Origin of the sequence: Rhizobium atlanticum, from assembly GCF_030182485.1 — a bacterium.
Taxonomy (GTDB): Bacteria; Pseudomonadota; Alphaproteobacteria; order Rhizobiales; family Rhizobiaceae; genus Rhizobium.
Genome location: NZ_JAQJCJ010000045.1, coordinates 1 through 18555, shown reverse-complemented (window position 1 = coordinate 18555; position 18555 = coordinate 1). Strand labels below are relative to the sequence as shown.

Sequence of the window (18555 nt, the reverse complement as noted above, 5' to 3'; positions counted from 1 at the left end):
TCGCACCATTCAATCGCCTCGTGCACAGATTGACCGAAAAGGCGTCTCAGTCGGGAGCGCACATCATCGCAATCACCGACAGCTTTGCCGCGCCCATCAGCAAGTTTGCCGGGCTGCTGCACTTCGTGGCGCAGTCGTCCGGCCGGGCTTTCCCCGAATCCACTCTCGGTGCGATTGCCATCGCCAACATCCTTGCCGCACTGACTATCAGCCGGCTCGGCGAGGCCGCACAGCGTCGAATTCGTGACAACGAGCACTTCCTGGTCAACTCCGGCGAATATCTCCTGTCAGCCGGCACAAAGAACTCCCGGCGCTCGAAAACGGATGCCTGATAGCTGACGGGATCCGCTCGCGGCGCAAGCCGGAAATATCGGCGGCTCGCGCGTTTAAAGTTTTTCGAAGAACCGCTTGTTAAGCGGGCATCCATAGGTGACTCGGCATTTCCACCGAAATTGACCGACGTACTTTTGCTGACGTGAGAGCTGATTGCGGAAGCTTGCCTAGACAAGGTCCATGTCGCTCTGGAATGCCACCAAAAGCTTCTGTTCATCGCGTGCTGTGCGCCCGAAATGCCGGTGGAACTCCCGGCTGAATTGCGAGGTACCCTTGTATCCGACGGCCTGCGCGACGACGGCAATTCCAATGTCGGGGGATTTAAGCAGACTGCGGGCCTCATGAAGTCTAGCCGCTTTCAGATAATCCAGCGGGGTAGAGCCAAATAGCGCCTTAAAATGGCTGTGGTAGGATGAAAGACCGAGCCCGGCAGCGTCCGCAACCGCGTCTATCGAGATTCCCGTCCGCCTCCGGTTCAAGAGCTCGGCAGCTGTCTTCAGCACCTTGCCGCGTGTTCCCTCTCCCTGCAGCCCGGCGAGGAGGGCAGGACCATCGTGACGTTGAAGCAAGAGAAAGTGGAGTTCGCGAATAAGGCCGGGCATCAGAATGCGGCAGGAAACCGGATCACGAAGTGTCTTAAGCAGCCGGCCGAGGAGGTCTCTCAACGGCGCGTCCATAACTCCGCAAGTCCGGCATATTGCTGCGGGTCTGGCTTTCGACCCATCTTGCCGCGTGATTTCTTGAGCGATGTCCATTGCCATAGCCGGATCGAAGGCGACATGGATCGCAAGAAGCGGCATTGCGGCGGCAGCCTCCGTGTCGATACGAAATTCCACAGGCGCGGAAGTGAGCAGAAAATGGTCACTGTCTGCGATGTGAACGTTGACATCGCAGCACAGTCTTTCCATGCCCTGGACGACAAAGAGTACGCCGGGATGCAGGAATTTTGGAATGTTGCTGACCGCCGATTCCGCCCGGAAAATCCCGACGCTGGGCGCCAAAGTGGCATGGTGTCCGACAGTCGGCGCGAGCGCGTCCGCAAGTTTGGCAACCTGATCCGACCACTCATCCATCACGAGAAAGACACTCGCCCAACATCATGAAATGACACCATCGGCCGACGGATTGCCCAGTTCGGACGTCGCATTCATGGGTCCACTTCAGGATAACCGTGGAAGCCAGGGTCAAACCTATGGGGCTCGTCCTCACGAGAGGCGCGATCGACGATTTTTGGACGGATGCAATGGGCAGCAACCACTGCCTTTAGCGCAACCGGCCGATAATGCGCCTTCAAATCGCAAGCCTGAACCTCAGCGTCAATTTTCTTCGTCGTCATGATCCCCCCCGCAGGTTTATGCTCATTTCTACCCTCGTTCATCCGACGGACGAGTTGGATCCATCGAGGTGTCTTCCGGCAAAGGCAGCCATATCAACCAGTGCCTCGGACGAAATCTCCGGCGTGACGATATGGGCGCGGTTTGCTGTTCCCAATAAAAACGGCCCGACTTCGCTCCAATCCGAATTCGAGCGCAATACATCTCGCACCGTTGCTGCAATTCCGGTCCTGGAGAAAACGAGGACGTTGTAGGGAGTGCTCGTCATTTGCGTCCGGCCGCTTCCGTCCACAGCACCGATCGCATCCGTCAGAGCGACCGGACCGTCTACATCCATGTCAGCCGCGATGGTCTTTACGATCTGCGCGGCCGCGCGCAGTCTGTCGCCCTGGGACGAAATATCTTTCCCACATCTATCCAGACACAGGGCGATCCTCGGCCTTGCGCCGATCACCGAGATATGCTGCGCTGCGGCAACGGCGATTTCCGCAAGTTGGGAAGGATTTGCCGCACCCTCGATCAGGACGTCGGAGAGACATAGCAGCCGCTCGTTGGCAAATAGCAGGTACAGCGTGCCGGTCGTCTGCCGCTGCAGCGACGCCAGGATTTCCTTCAACTGTACGAAGTGCCAGGGAAACTCTCCCGACGTTCCGCAAATCACACAATCCGCGCGCGATCCGTCTACAAGCCGCGCGGCAGAGGCCGTGTTGCGGCTGTCTCTGATGAACATCGGCAGGTCCGGAACGCTCCATTTCAATTGCTGTGCTGAGCTGTAGGCCAGCCACTGGTCGAAAAATTCGAACTCGCCATTCGGTTCGACGACCTCCAGATCATGGCCCATCCTCAAGCCGATATTGGCTTCCGCAATCCGTTTGCGGATATCTTTCTCGTGGCCAATCACGATCGGGATAGCGGACTGTTCTTCTACAATGCGCTGAATGGCGCGAAGGACCCGCGGGTCGTGTCCCTCAGCAAAGATCACCCGTTTCCTCGAACGCGGCATCCGGCGCAAGCGTGATAGCTGAGCAGTCGGGTCAAGCAACGGCATCGCTTTCCCCCTCGCGCTTCGTCCGCAAATAGCCCGCCATGTCGAGCATGCGTGCGGCAAATGCCCATTCGTTGTCATACCAGCCGAAGAGCCGCAGAAGCCCCCCTCGTGCCAGCGAGATTTCGGGACCGCAAAGCACGAGCGATTCCGGCCGCGCGCGAAGGTCGATGGAGACGAGCGGCTTGTCCGTCCATCCTATTATCGCCGACGAGGTCGCTGCTCTTTTCAGATCTTCGCTCATTTCGCGCTCGGTCCGGCTATGGCGAACGGCGACGGTCAGATCAATCGCCGAGACACTCGCGGTCGGAACGCGAATCGCGCGAGCCTCCACCAGTCCGGCAAGATGCGGCAATACGTCTTTCAAAAGATGGTGCGCGCTGGTCGTCGTCGGCACCATGGATAGCGCTGCGGCTCGGCTGCGTGCGAAGTCTCCACGTGGCTGATCCACGCTTGGTTGGCTGCCGGTGTAGCAGTGGACCGTCGTCATTTGAGCTCCGACCACGCCGAAGAGTTCATCGACAAGCCGCAGGAGCGGAGCAAGCGCGTTCGTCGTGCACGAACCGTTCGAAACGATCCGCTCGCCCCGAAAGCAATCTGCGTTTGCCCCGAGTATCAGTGTGGCGTCGGCCCAGGATGCCGGACCGGAGACGATTACTTGGCCAATGCCTTTACCGATGCAGCTGCGTGCATTGGCGGCGGCGGCGTCTGAACCGGTACATTCGAACAGAACATCGATGTCGCACAGGTCCAATTCGGCGAGGTCGGCACTGGCCGTCATTGGAATCGAGTGGCCGTTGACGTGCAGCATATCGTTTTCAACGACGGCCGACCCGGGCCATGGGCCGAAGACACTGTCATACTGAAAAAGATAAGCGGCAAGCTCCGACGATGCGATATCGTTGATCAGCACGACATCGACATCGACCCTATCCATTGCCTGACGCAGGAGAGTCCTTCCGATCCGACCAAACCCGTTAATGGCAACACGAAGCGGAGCGCGATCCATTGACGGTGCCTAAAAATCAACCTCGACGGCAATGCCCCTGGCCAGCGCCAGTTCGACCGCCGCCTGCGCAACCGCCAGATCCTGAAGGCCGACCCCGGTGCCGTCGAAGAGAGTAATCTCCTCCGGCGAGGTTCGTCCGGGTTTTTGCCCATTGATCACGGCGCCGATCTCGACGAGATCGATGGGAGCGATCATGCCCTGCGCGACAGCATGCTGGCATTCGCCGATCGAGATCGCTTGGGCGATCTCGTCGGTAAACAGCGTTGCAGCCGCAACAAGAGCCGGATCGACCTCCTGTTTGCCCTTCGTGTCTGTGCCCATGCATGCCAGATGGGTACCAGGCCTGATCTGCGACGCCTTGAGAATCGGCTGGAAGGAGGACGTGATCGTAATGATCACATCCGCTTCATCGCCCAGGCGGTCGAGGTCGACCGCTTCGAAGGGAACGGCGAGTTCCTCGGCGACCGCTGCAAGCTTGGGCAACATTTCCGGATGGTAGTTCCACGCAACCACCTTTTCGAATTGTCGTTGCTGCACGGCGGCGCGCAGCTGGAACGACGCCTGATGTCCCGCTCCAACCATGCCCAAAACTTTGGCGTCCCTGCGCGCCAGGTGCTTGATCGATACAGCGGACGCCGCAGCCGTACGAAGTGCCGTCAGAAGATTGCCTCCGACAACTGCGCGGCATCGACCGGTCTTCGGATCAAACAGAAACACGGTCGACTGATGGTTCGTCAGCCCCTTGTCCGCATTGTTCGGCCAGAACCCGCCTGCCTTCAGACCAAGGGCAAGACCCTCGCGGTCGAAACCCGACTTGAACCCGAAAAGCGCGTCTGCATAGCCGATTGCTTCACGCACGACCGGAAAGTTATGTGCCGAGCGCTCCGCCATGGACACGAAGACTTTTTCGACTGCGTCAACGCAACCTTCGAGCGAAACGAGTTCGCCTATGGCGCTTTCGGGAACGATGATCATGTTCGGATTGATCCTGACAAAAATGAAATTCGCGAACTAGTAGGCTTTGCCGCGAGCCGATACCGGCCAGAGCGTCTCGACCTTGCCGTTGCGCACACCGACATACCAGTCATGGATGTTGCAGGTCGGGTCGCAATGGCCGGGGACCAAGCGAAGCTTCTCGTTGATCTTGAGAACGCCTTGAGTATCCTCGATCACACCGTGTTCGTCGGTTGCCTTGATGTATTTCACGTCGTCCCGCCCGTAGACGAAAGGCAATCCGGAATCGACCGACTGCACCTTGAGTCCAGCATCGCAGATCGCCTTGTCGGCTTTTGCATGGCTCATCACGCTGGTGAGGATAAACAGGGAATTTTCCCATTCGCCCTTGTCGATGCGCTTGCCGTCCTCGTCGAGAATGCGACCGTAGTCGGCATCCATGAACGCGTAGCTTCCGCACTGCAGCTCATTGTAAACACCGGACGTGCTTTCGAAATAATAGCTGCCGGTGCCGCCGCCGCTGACGAGTTCCGGTTCCAGGCCGGCCTTCTTCAAAGCGTCGACGGCTTCCTTCACCTGTGCCACGGCAAGATCGAGCTTCGCTTTTCGGTCGGCATATTTGTCGATATGCTGCATCGCACCCTGATAGGCTTGTACGCCCGCGAAGCGGAGCCCCTGCGCTCCTGCAATGGTCTTTGCGAGATCCACCACCGCAGCGCTTGACGACACGCCGCAGCGTCCCGCGCCGACGTCGATTTCAACGAAGCACTCGATGGTCGTGCCGTGCTTGCGGGCAGCGCTCGCGAGTTCTGCGACGTTGGCCGGGTCGTCGACGCAGACGATTATTCTCGCGCCGAGCTTGGGCAGCCGGGCAAGCCGGTCGATCTTCGCCGGATCGCGGACCTGGTTCGACACAAGGACGTCCTTGATCCCGCCGCGCACGAATACTTCTGCTTCCGAAACCTTCTGGCAACATACGCCGATCGCTCCGCCGAGCTTCTCTTGCAGCCGCAGGACATCGACCGACTTATGCATCTTGCCGTGGGCGCGATGACGCATGTTGTGCGCCTTCGCATAGTCGCCCATCTTGCGAATATTTCTCTCGAGTGCGTCGAGGTCGAGGATCAGGCACGGCGTCTGGATTTCGTCTACGGACATGCCCGGTACCGCCGGTACATCATAACCAACGTCCAGCTGATTGAATTTTGCATCTGCGTTCATGATATTCCCCTTCATTGCCAGGGCAGGGTGTCGAGATCGACATTTCCGCCTGTGATGATGACGCCGACACGCTTGCCGGCGAAAATGCTTTTGTTTTTCAAGATTGCGGCGAGCGGAACGGCGCTCGACGGTTCCATGACAAGCTTTGCTCTTTTCCAGATCAGCTTCATGGCCTCGATGATTTCCTCTTCGGAAGCGGTCAGGATATCGCTGACGTTGTGCTTCACGAAATGCCACGTCAGATCCTTGAGCGGGACCTTGAGCCCGTCAGCAACCGTGTTCGGTGCGTCGTCGGCAATGATGTGGCCCGCCTTGAAGCTTCTGTAGGCGTCATCGGCCTGTTCCGGTTCGGCAGCGTAGACTTTGACGCGCGGGGCAAGGTTGGAAGCGGTCAGGCACGTGCCTGAAACCATGCCGCCTCCGCCGATCGGCGCGATGACGGCATCGAGATTGCCGACCTGTTCCAGCAGTTCTCGCGAGCATGTCGCCTGGCCGGCGATGACGCGCGCGTCGTTGTAAGGGTGGACGAATTCCGCTCCGGATTTCGCGACGACTTCGGCAAATACCGCCTCCCGCGAAGACGTCGAGGGTTCGCATTCGACCACCGTGCCGCCGTAACCGCGCACAGCGTCCTTTTTGGCCTGCGGAGCGCTGCGCGGCATGACGACCGTGCAAGGAATACCGCGGCGTCCTGCGGCATAGGACAGGCATGTCCCATGGTTGCCGGACGAATGTGTCGCGACGCCCCTGGCAGCCTGTTCGTCGCTCAGGCCGAAGACCGCATTTGACGCTCCTCGGGCTTTAAAGGCGCCGGCTTTCTGGAGGTTCTCGCATTTGAAGAACAGCTCGGCGCCGGCCAGCGAATTGATGTAGCTCGAGGTGATGATGGGTGTCCGGTGGATGAAGGGGCGAATACGGTCATGCGCCTCGAACACGTCGGAGATCGTCGGAATATACATGTCGGCCCCTCAGGCTGCGTTGCGGACCGGCGAAGCGGCGGTGTTGCGATAGATTTCTTGTGCCGCCGCCACACCGGAGCCCAGGCGGATCGGCAAGCCCAGATCGGCCATCGCCATCTCGGCCGCCGCGATCCCTGATAGAGCCATAACGTCGCTCATGCTTCCGACATGGCCGATGCGGAAGACGAGGCCGGCGACGTCCCCCAAGCCGGCGCCAAACGCGACGGCGTACTTCTGCGCGGCATGTGTGACGATGGCGGTCGCATCAAACCCTTCGGGGGTCTCGACCGCACTTACAGTATCAGAGTACGAGCTTGCTTCCTGCGCGTAAAGGCGCAATCCCCAGGCTGAAATAGCTGCACGTACGCCTGATGCAATGCGGGCATGGCGCTTGAAGACATTGTCCAGTCCCTCCTCGAGCAGCAACTCGGTCGATACTTTCAATCCGTTCAGCAGTCCGACGGACGGCGTGTATGGATAGCCGCTCGAAGGATAGGTTTTTGCCATCTCCCGGATGTCGAAAAACGCTCTATGGAGCTTTGCGGACTGGGTCGCCTGCATCGCCTTCGGCGACAGCGCAAGGATCGCCAGGCCGACGGGAAGCATGAAGCCTTTCTGGGAGCCGGTGATCGCCGCATCGACTTTCCATTCGTCCATGCGAAAGTCCATCGATGCAATCGAGCTCACGCCGTCGACGAGAAGCAGCGCCGGATGCCTGGCTTCGTCGAGGAGACGGCGGACCGCGCCGACGTCCGACTTGACCCCCGTTGCAGTCTCATTATGCGTTACCAGAACCGCCTTGATGTCGTGTCCCTTATCGGCAAAAAGCCTCTTTTCGTATTCAGCCAGGGGAAGCGGCTGCTTCCAGGATGAGTGGACGGCATCTACCTGCAGTCCGTGGCGCTGGCACATATCGATCCAACGATGACTGAACATCCCGTGCCGGGCGGCGAGAACCTTGTCCCCCGGGCTCAAAAGATTGGTAACCGCTGCTTCCCATCCCCCGCTCCCGGTTGCCGGAAATACGACGATCTCCGCATTTTCGGACTTCACGACCTTCCTCACACCGGCGAGCGCCGGCTGAAGGATGTCTGCAAAGGCTGCCGATCGGTGATCGATCGTCGGAAGATCCGCTGCCCGGCGCAAGACTTCCGGCATGTTCGTCGGGCCAGGTATGAAGACGGGGTTTTGCGTATACATTTTTCCAAGCTTCCTGCTGTCGATAACCTATGAGTAGCACGACCTCGATCCGCAGTATATTTTTTTGAAAACATTTTTCAAAATTCGCGGAATGTATATATACGTCATATAAATCAGATACTTATATTTTTTCATTGTATGATGATGTTTTTCAGTGCATCTCATATTTAAATTCGTTTCTGTAAGGAGAAGCCGATGACTGTGCCGGTACGTCGCCGGGGGCGGCCGAAAGGATTCAACGATCCTCAGACGCAGAATGTTGTCCAGTCGCTCGATCGCGCCTTGGACGTCCTGGAAGCGCTTGCGTCGCCAGAGGGAATGACGCTGTCCGAGCTTGCGAAACATTTGGGCCAGTCCGCAGCGACCATGCACCGCGTTCTGGCGACCCTTGAACGCCGGGACTATGTCGAGATGAGCCCGGACGGTCAGATTTTCCATATCGGCCCGGAAGCCTATCGCCTCGGCGCGGCGTTCCTGAGACGGACGAATGTGATCGAACGAAGCCGTCCCGTCATGCGCGAGCTGATGCTGGAGACGGGCGAGACGTCCAATCTTGGAATAGAGAAAAATGGAAAGGTCTTGTTCGTGAGCCAAGTCGAAACCCATGAATCGATCCGGGCCTTCTTTCCGCCCGGCACGCTCTCGCCCCTGCACGCTTCCGGAATCGGAAAGGCACTTCTCAGCACCTATGACGAAGAGAGGGTCGGCGCCCTTTTCAAAGGTACGACGCTCCAACGTTTCACGGCCAATACCTTGCGCACGGTCGACCAGCTCAGGGAAGAATTGGAGATCACGCGGCAACGGGGCTATGCCTTCGATGATGAGGAAAAGGCCGCCGGAATGCGATGTGTCGCTGCTCCCGTTTTGAACGTCCACGGTGAAGCAGTCGCGGGAATCTCGGTATCGGGGCCTGCGCATCGGATGCCCGACCGGCAGGTGAAGCGTATAGGTCAACGCGTTATCGAGGCCGCCAGGCTCGTTTCCAACCGGCTCGGCGCATCGTAAGCTCCTCATCTCGATCCGCCCTCGTGCACCTGCGGCCCGACGGACGGCAGAGAACGCGGTCGTGGTCCGCCGGTCGCCCAGTCCAACAGTTCGACAGTGTGAACCAACGGTATGTCGGTTCCCGAGCCGATCTGGACCATGCAACCGATGTTGCCGGCGCAAATGACATCCGGCCTGACGAACTCGATGGATTTTACCTTTCGGGTTCGCAATTCTGCGGATATCGCCGGTTGCATGAGATTGTAGGTTCCGGCCGATCCGCAGCAGATATGAGCATCCTTCGGCTCGAAAACCTCGAATCCCGCGCTCTTCAACAGGTCCTTCGGGAGCGATTTGATCTGCTGGCCGTGCTGAAGCGAACAGGCGGCGTGATAGCCGACGCGCAACCGCTCTTTCAGGAGCGGTTGCCGAAGCTCGCCGAGTTCATTCATCAATTCCGTAATGTCCTTGGCCAGTGCCGCAACGCGCGCCGCTCTCCCCGCCAGCGGGTCGTCGCGGAACATATGGGCGTAATCCTTGACGGTCGTTCCGCACCCCGACGTATTGATGACGATGGCGTCGAGACCCTCCCCCTCGATTTCCGCGGTGAAAGCGTTGATCGCGGCGGCGGCAGCAGCATGGCTTTGTGCTGCCTTTCCCATATGATGGGTGATTGCGCCGCAGCAACCGAGATCCTTGGGGATCACGACATCGCAGCCATGGCGCGTCAAAAGCCTGATCGTCGCATCATTGATGTCGGTGTTCAGCGCGCGCTGCGCACATCCGGTCAGAAGTGCCACCCGCTTTCGTCGCTCGCCGGCGGCGCGGAACACCTGCGGCTTGTCGTTCCGGCTCGGCGCAGGCACATGCTCCGGCACCATGTCCAGCATGGCTCGCAGCCGAGCGTCCGGAAGCAGGCTTTTGATCGGGCGAAGAAGCCTCGCGGAGCGGAGAGCCAGCCTGAACCTGCCGGGATAGGGCAATATCTGCGCCAAAATCCACCGAAGCGCTCGCTCGATGATTGGCCGTCTATAGTGCGTTTCGATATATTCGCGGGCATGGTCGATCAGATGCATGTAGTGAACACCCGACGGACACGTCGTCATGCAGCTCAGGCAGCTGAGGCAGCGGTCGATATGCGTGACCGTCTTCTCATCCGGGACCCGGCTGTTTTCCAACATGTCCTTGATGAGATAGATCCGCCCGCGCGGGCTGTCGAGTTCATCGCCGAGAACCTTGTAGGTAGGGCAGGTTGCTGTGCAAAAGCCGCAATGGACGCAAGAGCGAAGGATTTCGTTTGATCTTTTGATGGCGGAGTCGGCGAGCTGAGCCTTGTCGAAGTTCGTCTGCATGTCAGCGATCCAGTAAATCGGAATTCAAAATCCCGGCCGGGTCAAACGCCGCGCGCAGCGACCGGCTGACGCGCGATACGAATTCGTTTTCAGGAGGAAAAAACGACTTGATCTCAAGGGCCGCTCTGCGAACCGCTCTTGCCTGGCCGCGCCCGCAGACGCGACGAATGTCGGCCTCCGGGGCCTCGCCGTTATACCAGATAAGCCCGCCACCCCAATCCAGTGAGGTGGTGCCGCCCAGGCGCTCCAGACCCGATACGACACCAAGCGCATCCGTCGGCCGGACCAGGATCTGCCAGACGGGGTGCCCGGTAGCGGCAAAATGCCGGACGTCGCGCATGCCGATCCAATACTGCTTGCTTCGCTCCCCGTCGAAAACATCGATCGAATAGTTGCGGAACAGTTCTTTCAGTCGTTCACGGCGAGAGGCAATCTGTTGCGGAAAGCCCTGGATCCGGAGCGTTGCCGTCCGTCGGCTGTAGGCAGCGCCGGAAATCTCGAAGGGCGTTGCGAGCGCCGTTGTAAAGATAACATTTGCCTCGGAAACCGTGACGTCGCCGAAAACTAGCGTTTCCTCTCTTTCCGGAGCGGGCGCCGTCTTGATGGAAACCTCGGTCACAATTCCCAGGGTTCCAAACGATCCGCAGATCAATTTGCTGAGGTCAAGACCCGTGACATTCTTCATCACGCGTCCGCCGTTCTTGACGACCCGTCCCGACCCGTCGACGAAACGAACACCGAGCAAATGGTCGCGGCAGGCGCCGGCAAACAATCGGCGCGGGCCGCAGACATTTGCACCGACCATACCCCCGACCGTCGGTGTGCCTGTCGTTTCCAGCAGATGACGATGGTCCATCGGCTCAAAGGCCAGGATCTGACCTTCGCCTTCCAGCAAGGTCTCGATCTGATGCAGCGGCGTGCCGGCGCGCGCCACGAGTGTCAATGCGCCAGGCTCGTAGTCGACAACCCCGGTTATCAGTCGCGTGGATACGGCCTTCTGCCCGCTTGCCAAGCTCATCGGTTCGAGACGCGTACCACCGCCGATGACGCGAAGCTGCGCTCCGGACCGGGCGCTCTCGGTAACAAGGTCCGACAATTCGTCTTCAGACGTCGGCGCGAGACAATTATCGTCGAAAGAAGGTTTAGCGACCATCGGCGTGCGCCTTGCGAAAAGCTCTGCTTGCATCCAACGGAAAGACCTTCGCCGGATTGAGCAACCATCCGGGGTCGAAGACGCTCTTGACCTCCATCTGAAGGGCAAGATCGACCGATGTGAATTGTTTCGGCATCAGATCGCGCTTCTCTATGCCGATGCCATGCTCGCCGCTGAGGCATCCGCCGACGTCTACGCAAAGGCTGAGAATGTCGGCGCCAAACCTCTCGGCCTTTTCGAGTTCGCCGGGAGTGTTTGCATCGAAGAGGATGAGTGGATGCATATTTCCATCGCCGGCATGAAAGACGTTTGCCACCTCCAGGCCATAGACCTTCGACAGTTCTCCAATCCGTTTCAGTGTATAGGGCAATTGCGATACGGGAACGGTTCCGTCGAGGCAGAGATAATCGCCAAGCCGGCCCATGGCCCCGAATGCCGACTTCCGACCCTTCCAGATGGCAAGCGATTCCTCGGCATTTCTGCTGCTGCGAAATTCGACGGGATTGAGCTGAGACGCGATCGAATAAATGGCTTCGGTTTGGCTCCGTATCTCATCTTCCGAGCCTTCCACTTCAACGATCAGGAGTGCGGCGCAGACGGGATAGCCGGCTTTGGCGAAGGCTTCGACGGCCCGCAGGCAGACATCGTCCATATATTCGATCGCGACCGGCAGCAGGCCGGAGCGAATGATGCGTGCTACGCACTCACCCGCGACTTCCGCGCTATCAAAGGCGATCAGCATCGGTCGTGCCCCTTCCGGCTTCGGGACGATCTTCAGCACCGCCTCGGTCACGATTGCCAACTGACCCTCCGATCCGCACATCAGCCCCAGAAGGTCCAGGCCAAAGGTGCCGCACGTCGTTCCACCGATCTCGGCGATCTCGCCCGCCGCCGTCACAATGCGGACCCCCAGAAGGTTGTTGGTGGTGACGCCGTATTTGAGACAATGCGCACCACCGGAATTCATCGCTATGTTGCCGGCGATCGTGCACGCGAGCTGCGAGGAAGGATCGGGCGCGTAGAAAAAGCCCTCAGCTTCCAGTTCCGCCGTAACCGCCAGATTCGTGACCCCGGTTTGGACGCGAATGTAGCGATTGGCTGTGTCGATCTCGAGGATATCGCACAGGCGTATCGTGCTGATCACGACACTATCGGCCGTCGGCAGCGCACCGCCCGCAAGTGATGTTCCGGCGCCTCGGGGGATGACGGGGACGCCGAGCTCATGACAGGTCCGCATGGCGAGCGCGACCTCATCGGTGCTTCGAGGAAGAACCACGGCGAGCGGCGGGCATCGATAGGCCGTCAGAGCGTCGCACTCATAGGCCCGGGTTTCCTCGATCCCGCTGATGACGGTGCCGGGGGGCAGGACTGCCTCAAGGCTTGCGACTATCTGAGATGCGCGCGAGAGAATGTCGGCACTCGCCGTTGGCATTGCAATCAGTGACATTCGTCTCCCCGGCTTTTATCTGTGACGAACTGATCGGACGCGACCCGCTCGCCAGGACGTGTCCGATCACCGTGACGCGGATTGTTGTTTACTTCCTTGGATCTTCTCTCCCGTGCCGCCCGCAACCGGGCAAAATCATCGCCGGCATGGTGAGAAGAACGGGTCAGCGGGCTGGAGGCGACCATCAGGAAGCCCTTGCTGTAGGCGACGGTCTCGTAGGACTTGAACTCGTCCGGGGTGACGAAGCTTTCGACCTTGTGGTGTTTGCGGGTCGGCTGCAGATATTGGCCGATCGTCAGGAAGTCGACATCGGCGGTGCGCAGGTCGTCCATCAACTGCAGAACTTCGTTGCGCTCCTCGCCGAGGCCGACCATGATGCCCGACTTGGTGAACATTGTGGGATCGAGTTCCTTCACCCGCTGCAAGAGCCGGATGGAATGGAAATAACGGGCGCCGGGGCGAACGGTCAGGTAGTTGCCGGGAACCGTTTCCATATTGTGGTTGAAGACATCGGGCTTGGCGGCGACGACGCGCTCCAAGGCACCCGGCTTCTTCAGGAAGTCGGGTGTCAGGATTTCGATCGTCGTTGCCGGCGAAGCGGCACGGATCGCCCAGATCACCTTTTCGAAGTGCTCGGCACCGCCGTCTTCGAGATCGTCACGGTCGACCGAGGTGATGACGACGTGGGAGAGGCCCATCTCCTTGACCGCCTTGGCGACATTCTCGGGCTCGGCCATATCGAGCGCGTTCGGCTTGCCGGTCGCGACATTGCAGAAGGCACAGGCGCGGGTACAGATCTCGCCCATGATCATGAAAGTGGCGTGTTTCTTGTCCCAGCACTCGCCGATATTCGGGCAGCCGGCTTCCTCGCAGACGGTGACGAGCTTGTGCTCCTTCACGATCGCGCGCGTCTCGGCATAACCCTTGGAGGTCGGCGCCTTGACGCGGATCCAGTCCGGCTTGCGCATGACCTCGGTATCGGGCCGATGCGCTTTTTCGGGATGGCGCACGCGCTTGGCGTCGGGACCAATGATATCAAAAACTGTCACCATCACGGATTTACCTGACAAGCGATCAATGAATTGCCGCGAGCTTTGCACCGAAGCTCACCACGGAGCCCTTCTCGACGCCGATTTCAATCTGGCCGGATTTCGGTGCGTTGATGCGTGTCTCCATCTTCATCGCCTCGATCACCGCGACCGGATCACCTTTCTCGACTTGAGCTCCGTTTTCGACGAGCCATTGCTGGAGCGTCCCGGCTATCGGTGCGGTAACCGCGTCGTCTCCAGCGATCACCGCGCTGGAGACCGGCACTGTCGGAATGGCGGCGCCGGCGAAAAGATGAGCGGGTAATGCGATCGAATGGCGCTTTCCGTCGATTTCCATGAAGCTGCGGATCACGCCGGTCTCAGCGACGGCGACCCGCGCATCCGGCTCAATTCCGCGAAAGCTGGTCTCGATCCAGTTCGTAAAGACCTTGAACCCCGAATCTGCGACAAAATCAGGCTCATCGACCACTGCGCGATGGAACGGCAGGACTGAAGCGACGCCTTCAATACGAAATTCTGAAAGCGCTCGTCGGGCGCGCGCCAGCGCTTCGTTTCGTGTGGATCCGGTAACGACCAGCTTCGCCATCATCGAATCATAAAGGCCGGGTATTTCCGATCCCGTCTCAACGCCTGTATCCAGGCGCACGCCTGGTCCGGAAGGCGGTCTGAACAGGCTGATGAGCCCCGGTGTCGGCAGGAAGCCACGTCCCGCATCTTCGGCGTTGATCCGGAACTCGAAGGCATGGCAACGCGGCGCCGGCGTCTGCGTGACCGAGAGGGGAAGCCCGTCGGCAATTCGCAGCTGTTCGACAACGATATCGATACCGGTCGTTTCCTCTGTGACCGGATGTTCCACCTGCAATCGGGTGTTGACTTCCAGGAACGAAATGACGCCGTTCTGCGCGAGAAGGAATTCCACCGTTCCCGCGCCGGTATAGCCCGCCTCCACGCAGATAGCGCGGGCGGAGTCATGTATCCGAGTCCGCTGTTCTTCAGTAACGAAAGGCGCAGGCGCCTCTTCGACCAGCTTTTGGTTCCTGCGCTGAAGCGAGCAATCGCGTGTCCCCAGCACGACCGTATTTCCTCGCGTGTCGGCAACGATCTGGGCTTCGACATGCCTCGGTTTGTCGAGAAATTGCTCGGCGTAGCACTCGCCGCGTCCGAAGGCCTCTGTTGCCTCGCGAACGGCCGAATCGAACAGTTCGCCAACCTCTTCCAGCTTCCAGGCCACCTTCATCCCGCGTCCGCCTCCACCGAATGCCGCCTTGATGGCGAGCGGCAACCCGGCTTTCTTGGCGAAGGCGACAGCCTCGGCAGCCGACGCCAACGGCCCGTCCGATCCCTTGACGAGCGGAGCGCCAACCTTGGCAGCGATGCGACGCGCTTCGACCTTGTCACCCAGAGCGGTAATGACCTCAGGCTTCGGCCCCACCCAGATAAGGCCGGCATCGATGACCGCCTTGGCGAATTCGGCCCGTTCGGAAAGAAAGCCATATCCGGGGTGAATTGCGTCGGCACGGGAGCGGACGGCGATCGCGAGGATCTTGTCTATGTCGAGATAGGTTTCGCTTGGCCTGCCCGGCCCGAGGCCGTAAGCCTCGTCGGCGACTTCGGCATGAAGCGAGCGGACATCGGCGTCCGAGTAGATCGCAACCGATTTTATCCCATAGTCGCGGGCTGCGCGGGCAATACGGACGGCGATCTCACCCCGATTTGCGATAAGAAGTTTTTTCATCTGCCTGTCTCCCCAACGATATGATTTTGATCGCCTGTCGCCTTGAACCGGACGCGTGCGCCGATCGGAAGCTGGCCAGCAAGGTCCAGGTGGTGGGCGGCAACAACCGCGATGACCGGATAGCCGCCCGTCAAGGGATGGTCGGCCGCAAAAAGGACGGGTTGGCCGCTATGCGGAACCTGAATCGCGCCGAGCACCGTCGCTTCCGACGGAAGCTCGGCGTCGTCTTTCCGCTCGATGGTCCACGCTCCGGCAAGACGAATGCCGACACGGCTGGATTCCGGCGTTACCACCCACTCCTGTCCGAGGAGGGTATCGACGCCGTTCGGGGTGAACCAATCCGCTCGGGGACCGAGGATGACATCAAGCGTCACCGGCAGCTTGTCGTCCGGCAACCGGGGTGGCGGTCCTCCCAGGCAGACCGCATTGGCTTGCCGGCCGGCAGGAACGAGAAAGTCACCTTCGGTGATCGGATCGGGTCCGATCTTGGCGAGCGTGTCCAGCGATACCGAGCCGAGAACAGCGTCAACGGCGAAGCCGCCGCGCAACGCGAGATAACTGCGGCTGCCTCTGTCGGGAAAGCCGAGCACCAGCTCGTCACCCTCGTCGAGTGCGATCGCCTCACCGTGGGCGGCACCCAGTTGCCGGCCGCTGGGCGTGCGGATGGTCAGCGGGCATGTCGCCCCTGTCACCGCGACGGTGATGGGTCGGTCTGCCCTCAATTCAAAGCAACCGAATGCAATCTCGATAGCACCTTCCGTCTGCGCATTTCCGACAGCCAGGTTCGCACGCCGCAAGCTTTCGCGATCCATTGCTCCGGACGTCGAGACGCCCTGGCCGGACCGTCCGCTTCGTCCAAGATCCTGGTAGAGCGCCGGACGGTCGGCGCGAATGACACGAATGCCGCCTTTTGCCGGAAGCCGCTTTTTCGGAAGCGATTTTGCGAACTTCGGCGACTCCGAGGTGTCCATCCGTGCAAGGTCCACGAACCGGACCCGATCACCAGGCGTCAGCAGAGCGGCGCGCTCGCGTGACAGGTCCCACATCTCGAGCGGAGTGCGGCCGATCAGTTGCCACCCGCCCGGACTGTCGGACGGATAGACACCGCCGAACCTCCCGGCGAGCGCGACGGAGCCGGCAGGTATTCTGACCCGAGGGGTGGTTCGCCTCGGAACATTGAAAATCGGATCGTCACAGGTCATGTAAGCAAAACCCGGTGCGAAGCCCGCGAACGCAACGATGAATGTCGCCTCGGTATGACGTCGGATTACCTCGGCTTGCGTGCAGCCGAGCAGATCGGCCACGTCCGGCAAATCCTCTCCATCATAGTTTACAGGAATCTCGAAGGTTTCACCATGACGCACCGCCTGCGAAGACAGGTCAAGACTGGAGATCAGTTGTATCAAGGCATGGCGGCTGACGATTGCCGGATCATAATCCACCATGATGGTGCGCGCGGCGGGGATGACGTCTCTTACGCCCTCTGGAAGGTGGGCACGCAGCGCGTCGAGAAGGCTGAGGGTCTCTTGTAACCCATCGAGTTCGACGAGTAGCGAACTTGATCCAGACGGCAGGAACCGCATGTTCTCAGACATTGTCTTCGACCCCCGATGCGAAGGACCGGATTGCAATCGCGTGTGTCGAGAAGGTTTTGCGCAATGACCTGGCGATGGCCACGGCGTCCGGGCTATCGCCGTGGACACAAATCGATTGTGCCTCGATTGCGATATCTGTCCCGTCGATGGCCGTTATCCGTCCCTCCTGCACGAGGCGCAGCATTCGCGCGCAGACCTCGCGGCTGTCATGAATGACGGCGCCGGGCTGGCGGCGGCTGACAAGGCTGCCATCGCGATTGTAGGCCCGATCCGCAAAGGCTTCACATATGACCTTCAAGCCAGCCGATCGTGCCTGCTCAACGAATTGCGAGCCAGACAAAGCAACCACCGCCAGCCCCTTGTCGAGCTGCCGGATAGCGCTGATCACGTCCGATGCCTGTCTCGAATCGTGGGCGATGGTATTGTAGAGCGCTCCATGCGGCTTGACGTAGCGCACCGATGTCCCAGCGGCGGCGGCCAGCGCTTGAAGGGCGCCAATCTGATAAATCGTATCGGCAATGAGCTCGGGACTTGCGGGGTCCATATTTCTACGGCCAAATCCGACCAGATCTCTGTAGCCGACATGCGCGCCGACCACCACGCCGCACGCTTGGGCCGCATGCAACACCTTGAGAATTCCGGCAGGATCGCCCGCATGGAAGCCGCATGCGATATTCGCGCTGGAGACAATCTTCAGCAAAGCAGCATCGTCGCCCATCTGCCATGGGCCGAAGCTTTCACCGAGATCGCTGTTCAAATCTATCGTCGCCATTTTGCGCCTGTTCTTGAGCGATTGGGCGATGGGATGATCCCACCGCCGCAGCCTTGCCCGTTAAGATCCCCTAGCCTGTCTTGATCGTCTGTATTGATCGATGACGACGGCGAGTACGATGATGGCTCCCTTGATGATCTCCTGGTAATAGGATCCGATCTTGAGGAAGGTGAAGCCGGATGTGATGACGCCGAGGATGATTGTTCCGATCAGCGTTCCTGTTATGCGGCCGGAACCGCCGGCCAGCGATGTGCCGCCGATGACGGCAGCGGCGATGGCGTCGAGTTCGTATGCGGTGCCCATGGTCGGCTGGGCGGATGCTGCGCGGGCAGCGGTGACGACGCCAGCCAGTCCGGAGAGCACGCCTGCGACGATGTAGACCTTGATGAGATGGGATCCGATGTCGATGCCCG

The 18555-nt window shown here is 59.8% G+C and carries 17 protein-coding genes and 1 pseudogene; 2 read left to right on the top strand and 16 right to left on the bottom strand.

Going from position 1 to position 18555, the window contains the following annotated elements; genetic code table 11:
* A pseudogene (locus PH551_RS31705) lies at positions 1 to 332 on the top strand (MurR/RpiR family transcriptional regulator); the annotation flags it as partial.
* A 168-nt stretch (positions 333 to 500) separates the two neighbouring features.
* Here the strand turns inward: PH551_RS31705 and PH551_RS31700 are convergent.
* The 8 genes from PH551_RS31700 to bhcA all read right to left on the bottom strand — a co-directional run bounded on the left by PH551_RS31700 (position 501) and on the right by bhcA (position 8055).
* Positions 501 to 1406, bottom strand: coding sequence for an AraC family transcriptional regulator (locus PH551_RS31700; protein WP_285196312.1), 906 nt, complete (start codon positions 1404 to 1406; stop codon positions 501 to 503).
* A gap of 74 nt (positions 1407 to 1480) precedes the next feature.
* On the bottom strand, positions 1481 to 1669 hold the full coding sequence (locus PH551_RS31695; RefSeq protein ID WP_285196311.1) for a hypothetical protein: 189 nt from the start codon (positions 1667 to 1669) through the stop codon (positions 1481 to 1483).
* 38 nt (positions 1670 to 1707) lie between these two features.
* The gene (locus PH551_RS31690; protein WP_285196310.1) at positions 1708 to 2715 is read right to left on the bottom strand and encodes a phosphate acyltransferase; all 1008 of its coding nucleotides are present in this window, start codon (positions 2713 to 2715) and stop codon (positions 1708 to 1710) included.
* Positions 2702 to 3721, bottom strand: a complete 1020-nt coding sequence (locus PH551_RS31685; RefSeq protein ID WP_285196309.1) for a type I glyceraldehyde-3-phosphate dehydrogenase — start codon at positions 3719 to 3721, stop codon at positions 2702 to 2704. Before PH551_RS31685 ends, PH551_RS31690 begins: the two co-directional genes overlap by 14 nt.
* A gap of 9 nt (positions 3722 to 3730) precedes the next feature.
* Entirely contained in the window at positions 3731 to 4696 is a 966-nt protein-coding gene (gene bhcD / locus PH551_RS31680) for an iminosuccinate reductase BhcD (protein WP_285196308.1), read from the bottom strand.
* 36 nt (positions 4697 to 4732) lie between these two features.
* Positions 4733 to 5896 carry a 3-hydroxy-D-aspartate aldolase BhcC gene (bhcC, locus tag PH551_RS31675; RefSeq protein ID WP_285196307.1) on the bottom strand — a complete coding sequence of 388 codons (1164 nt, stop codon included), beginning with the start codon at positions 5894 to 5896 and terminating at the stop codon, positions 4733 to 4735.
* An 11-nt stretch (positions 5897 to 5907) separates the two neighbouring features.
* Positions 5908 to 6855, bottom strand: a complete 948-nt coding sequence (gene bhcB, locus PH551_RS31670) for a beta-hydroxyaspartate dehydratase BhcB (protein WP_285196306.1) — start codon at positions 6853 to 6855, stop codon at positions 5908 to 5910.
* A gap of 9 nt (positions 6856 to 6864) precedes the next feature.
* Positions 6865 to 8055, bottom strand: a complete 1191-nt coding sequence (bhcA, locus tag PH551_RS31665; RefSeq protein WP_285196305.1) for an L-aspartate--glyoxylate aminotransferase BhcA — start codon at positions 8053 to 8055, stop codon at positions 6865 to 6867.
* 195 nt (positions 8056 to 8250) lie between these two features.
* Here bhcA and bhcR point away from each other — a divergent pair, with 195 nt between their 5' ends.
* Positions 8251 to 9060: an HTH-type transcriptional regulator BhcR gene (gene bhcR, locus PH551_RS31660; RefSeq protein WP_285196304.1), complete on the top strand. Its 810-nt coding sequence runs from the start codon at positions 8251 to 8253 to the stop codon at positions 9058 to 9060.
* A 5-nt stretch (positions 9061 to 9065) separates the two neighbouring features.
* Here bhcR and glcF read toward each other — a convergent pair whose 3' ends face one another.
* The 8 genes from glcF to PH551_RS31620 all read right to left on the bottom strand — a co-directional run.
* A complete protein-coding gene (gene glcF / locus PH551_RS31655) occupies positions 9066 to 10391 on the bottom strand; it encodes a glycolate oxidase subunit GlcF (protein WP_285196303.1) in 1326 nt (441 codons plus the stop codon).
* A 1-nt stretch (position 10392) separates the two neighbouring features.
* On the bottom strand, positions 10393 to 11544 hold the full coding sequence (locus tag PH551_RS31650) for an FAD-binding protein (RefSeq protein WP_285196302.1): 1152 nt from the start codon (positions 11542 to 11544) through the stop codon (positions 10393 to 10395).
* Positions 11534 to 12991, bottom strand: coding sequence for an FAD-linked oxidase C-terminal domain-containing protein (locus PH551_RS31645; protein ID WP_285196301.1), 1458 nt, complete (start codon positions 12989 to 12991; stop codon positions 11534 to 11536). Before PH551_RS31645 ends, PH551_RS31650 begins: the two co-directional genes overlap by 11 nt.
* Positions 12982 to 14043 (bottom strand): lipoyl synthase, encoded by a 1062-nt coding sequence (gene lipA, locus PH551_RS31640; RefSeq protein WP_285196299.1) that lies wholly within the window; start codon positions 14041 to 14043, stop codon positions 12982 to 12984. The genes PH551_RS31645 and lipA overlap by 10 nt, the downstream gene beginning before the upstream one ends.
* Before the next feature lie 22 nt (positions 14044 to 14065).
* Positions 14066 to 15775, bottom strand: coding sequence for an acetyl/propionyl/methylcrotonyl-CoA carboxylase subunit alpha (locus PH551_RS31635; RefSeq protein ID WP_285196298.1), 1710 nt, complete (start codon positions 15773 to 15775; stop codon positions 14066 to 14068).
* Positions 15772 to 17370, bottom strand: coding sequence for a 5-oxoprolinase subunit B/C family protein (locus PH551_RS31630; RefSeq protein ID WP_285196297.1), 1599 nt, complete (start codon positions 17368 to 17370; stop codon positions 15772 to 15774). Before PH551_RS31630 ends, PH551_RS31635 begins: the two co-directional genes overlap by 4 nt.
* Positions 17363 to 18142 (bottom strand): LamB/YcsF family protein, encoded by a 780-nt coding sequence (locus PH551_RS31625; RefSeq protein WP_285196296.1) that lies wholly within the window; start codon positions 18140 to 18142, stop codon positions 17363 to 17365. Before PH551_RS31625 ends, PH551_RS31630 begins: the two co-directional genes overlap by 8 nt.
* A 60-nt stretch (positions 18143 to 18202) precedes the next feature.
* Positions 18203 to 18555 (bottom strand): ABC transporter permease (locus PH551_RS31620; RefSeq protein ID WP_483315456.1); only part of this gene is annotated, 353 nt, incomplete at its 5' end.

Coding starts and splice junctions, on each gene's coding strand:
- PH551_RS31700 (WP_285196312.1), bottom strand. CDS start 1,406: ATGGATGAGTGGTCGGATCAGGTTGCCAAACTTGCGGACGCGCTCGCG.
- PH551_RS31695 (WP_285196311.1), bottom strand. CDS start 1,669: ATGACGACGAAGAAAATTGACGCTGAGGTTCAGGCTTGCGATTTGAAG.
- PH551_RS31690 (WP_285196310.1), bottom strand. CDS start 2,715: ATGCCGTTGCTTGACCCGACTGCTCAGCTATCACGCTTGCGCCGGATG.
- PH551_RS31685 (WP_285196309.1), bottom strand. CDS start 3,721: ATGGATCGCGCTCCGCTTCGTGTTGCCATTAACGGGTTTGGTCGGATC.
- bhcD (WP_285196308.1), bottom strand. CDS start 4,696: ATGATCATCGTTCCCGAAAGCGCCATAGGCGAACTCGTTTCGCTCGAA.
- bhcC (WP_285196307.1), bottom strand. CDS start 5,896: ATGAACGCAGATGCAAAATTCAATCAGCTGGACGTTGGTTATGATGTA.
- bhcB (WP_285196306.1), bottom strand. CDS start 6,855: ATGTATATTCCGACGATCTCCGACGTGTTCGAGGCGCATGACCGTATT.
- bhcA (WP_285196305.1), bottom strand. CDS start 8,055: ATGTATACGCAAAACCCCGTCTTCATACCTGGCCCGACGAACATGCCG.
- bhcR (WP_285196304.1), top strand. CDS start 8,251: ATGACTGTGCCGGTACGTCGCCGGGGGCGGCCGAAAGGATTCAACGAT.
- glcF (WP_285196303.1), bottom strand. CDS start 10,391: ATGCAGACGAACTTCGACAAGGCTCAGCTCGCCGACTCCGCCATCAAA.
- PH551_RS31650 (WP_285196302.1), bottom strand. CDS start 11,544: ATGGTCGCTAAACCTTCTTTCGACGATAATTGTCTCGCGCCGACGTCT.
- PH551_RS31645 (WP_285196301.1), bottom strand. CDS start 12,991: ATGTCACTGATTGCAATGCCAACGGCGAGTGCCGACATTCTCTCGCGC.
- lipA (WP_285196299.1), bottom strand. CDS start 14,043: ATGGTGACAGTTTTTGATATCATTGGTCCCGACGCCAAGCGCGTGCGC.
- PH551_RS31635 (WP_285196298.1), bottom strand. CDS start 15,775: ATGAAAAAACTTCTTATCGCAAATCGGGGTGAGATCGCCGTCCGTATT.
- PH551_RS31630 (WP_285196297.1), bottom strand. CDS start 17,370: ATGTCTGAGAACATGCGGTTCCTGCCGTCTGGATCAAGTTCGCTACTC.
- PH551_RS31625 (WP_285196296.1), bottom strand. CDS start 18,142: ATGGCGACGATAGATTTGAACAGCGATCTCGGTGAAAGCTTCGGCCCA.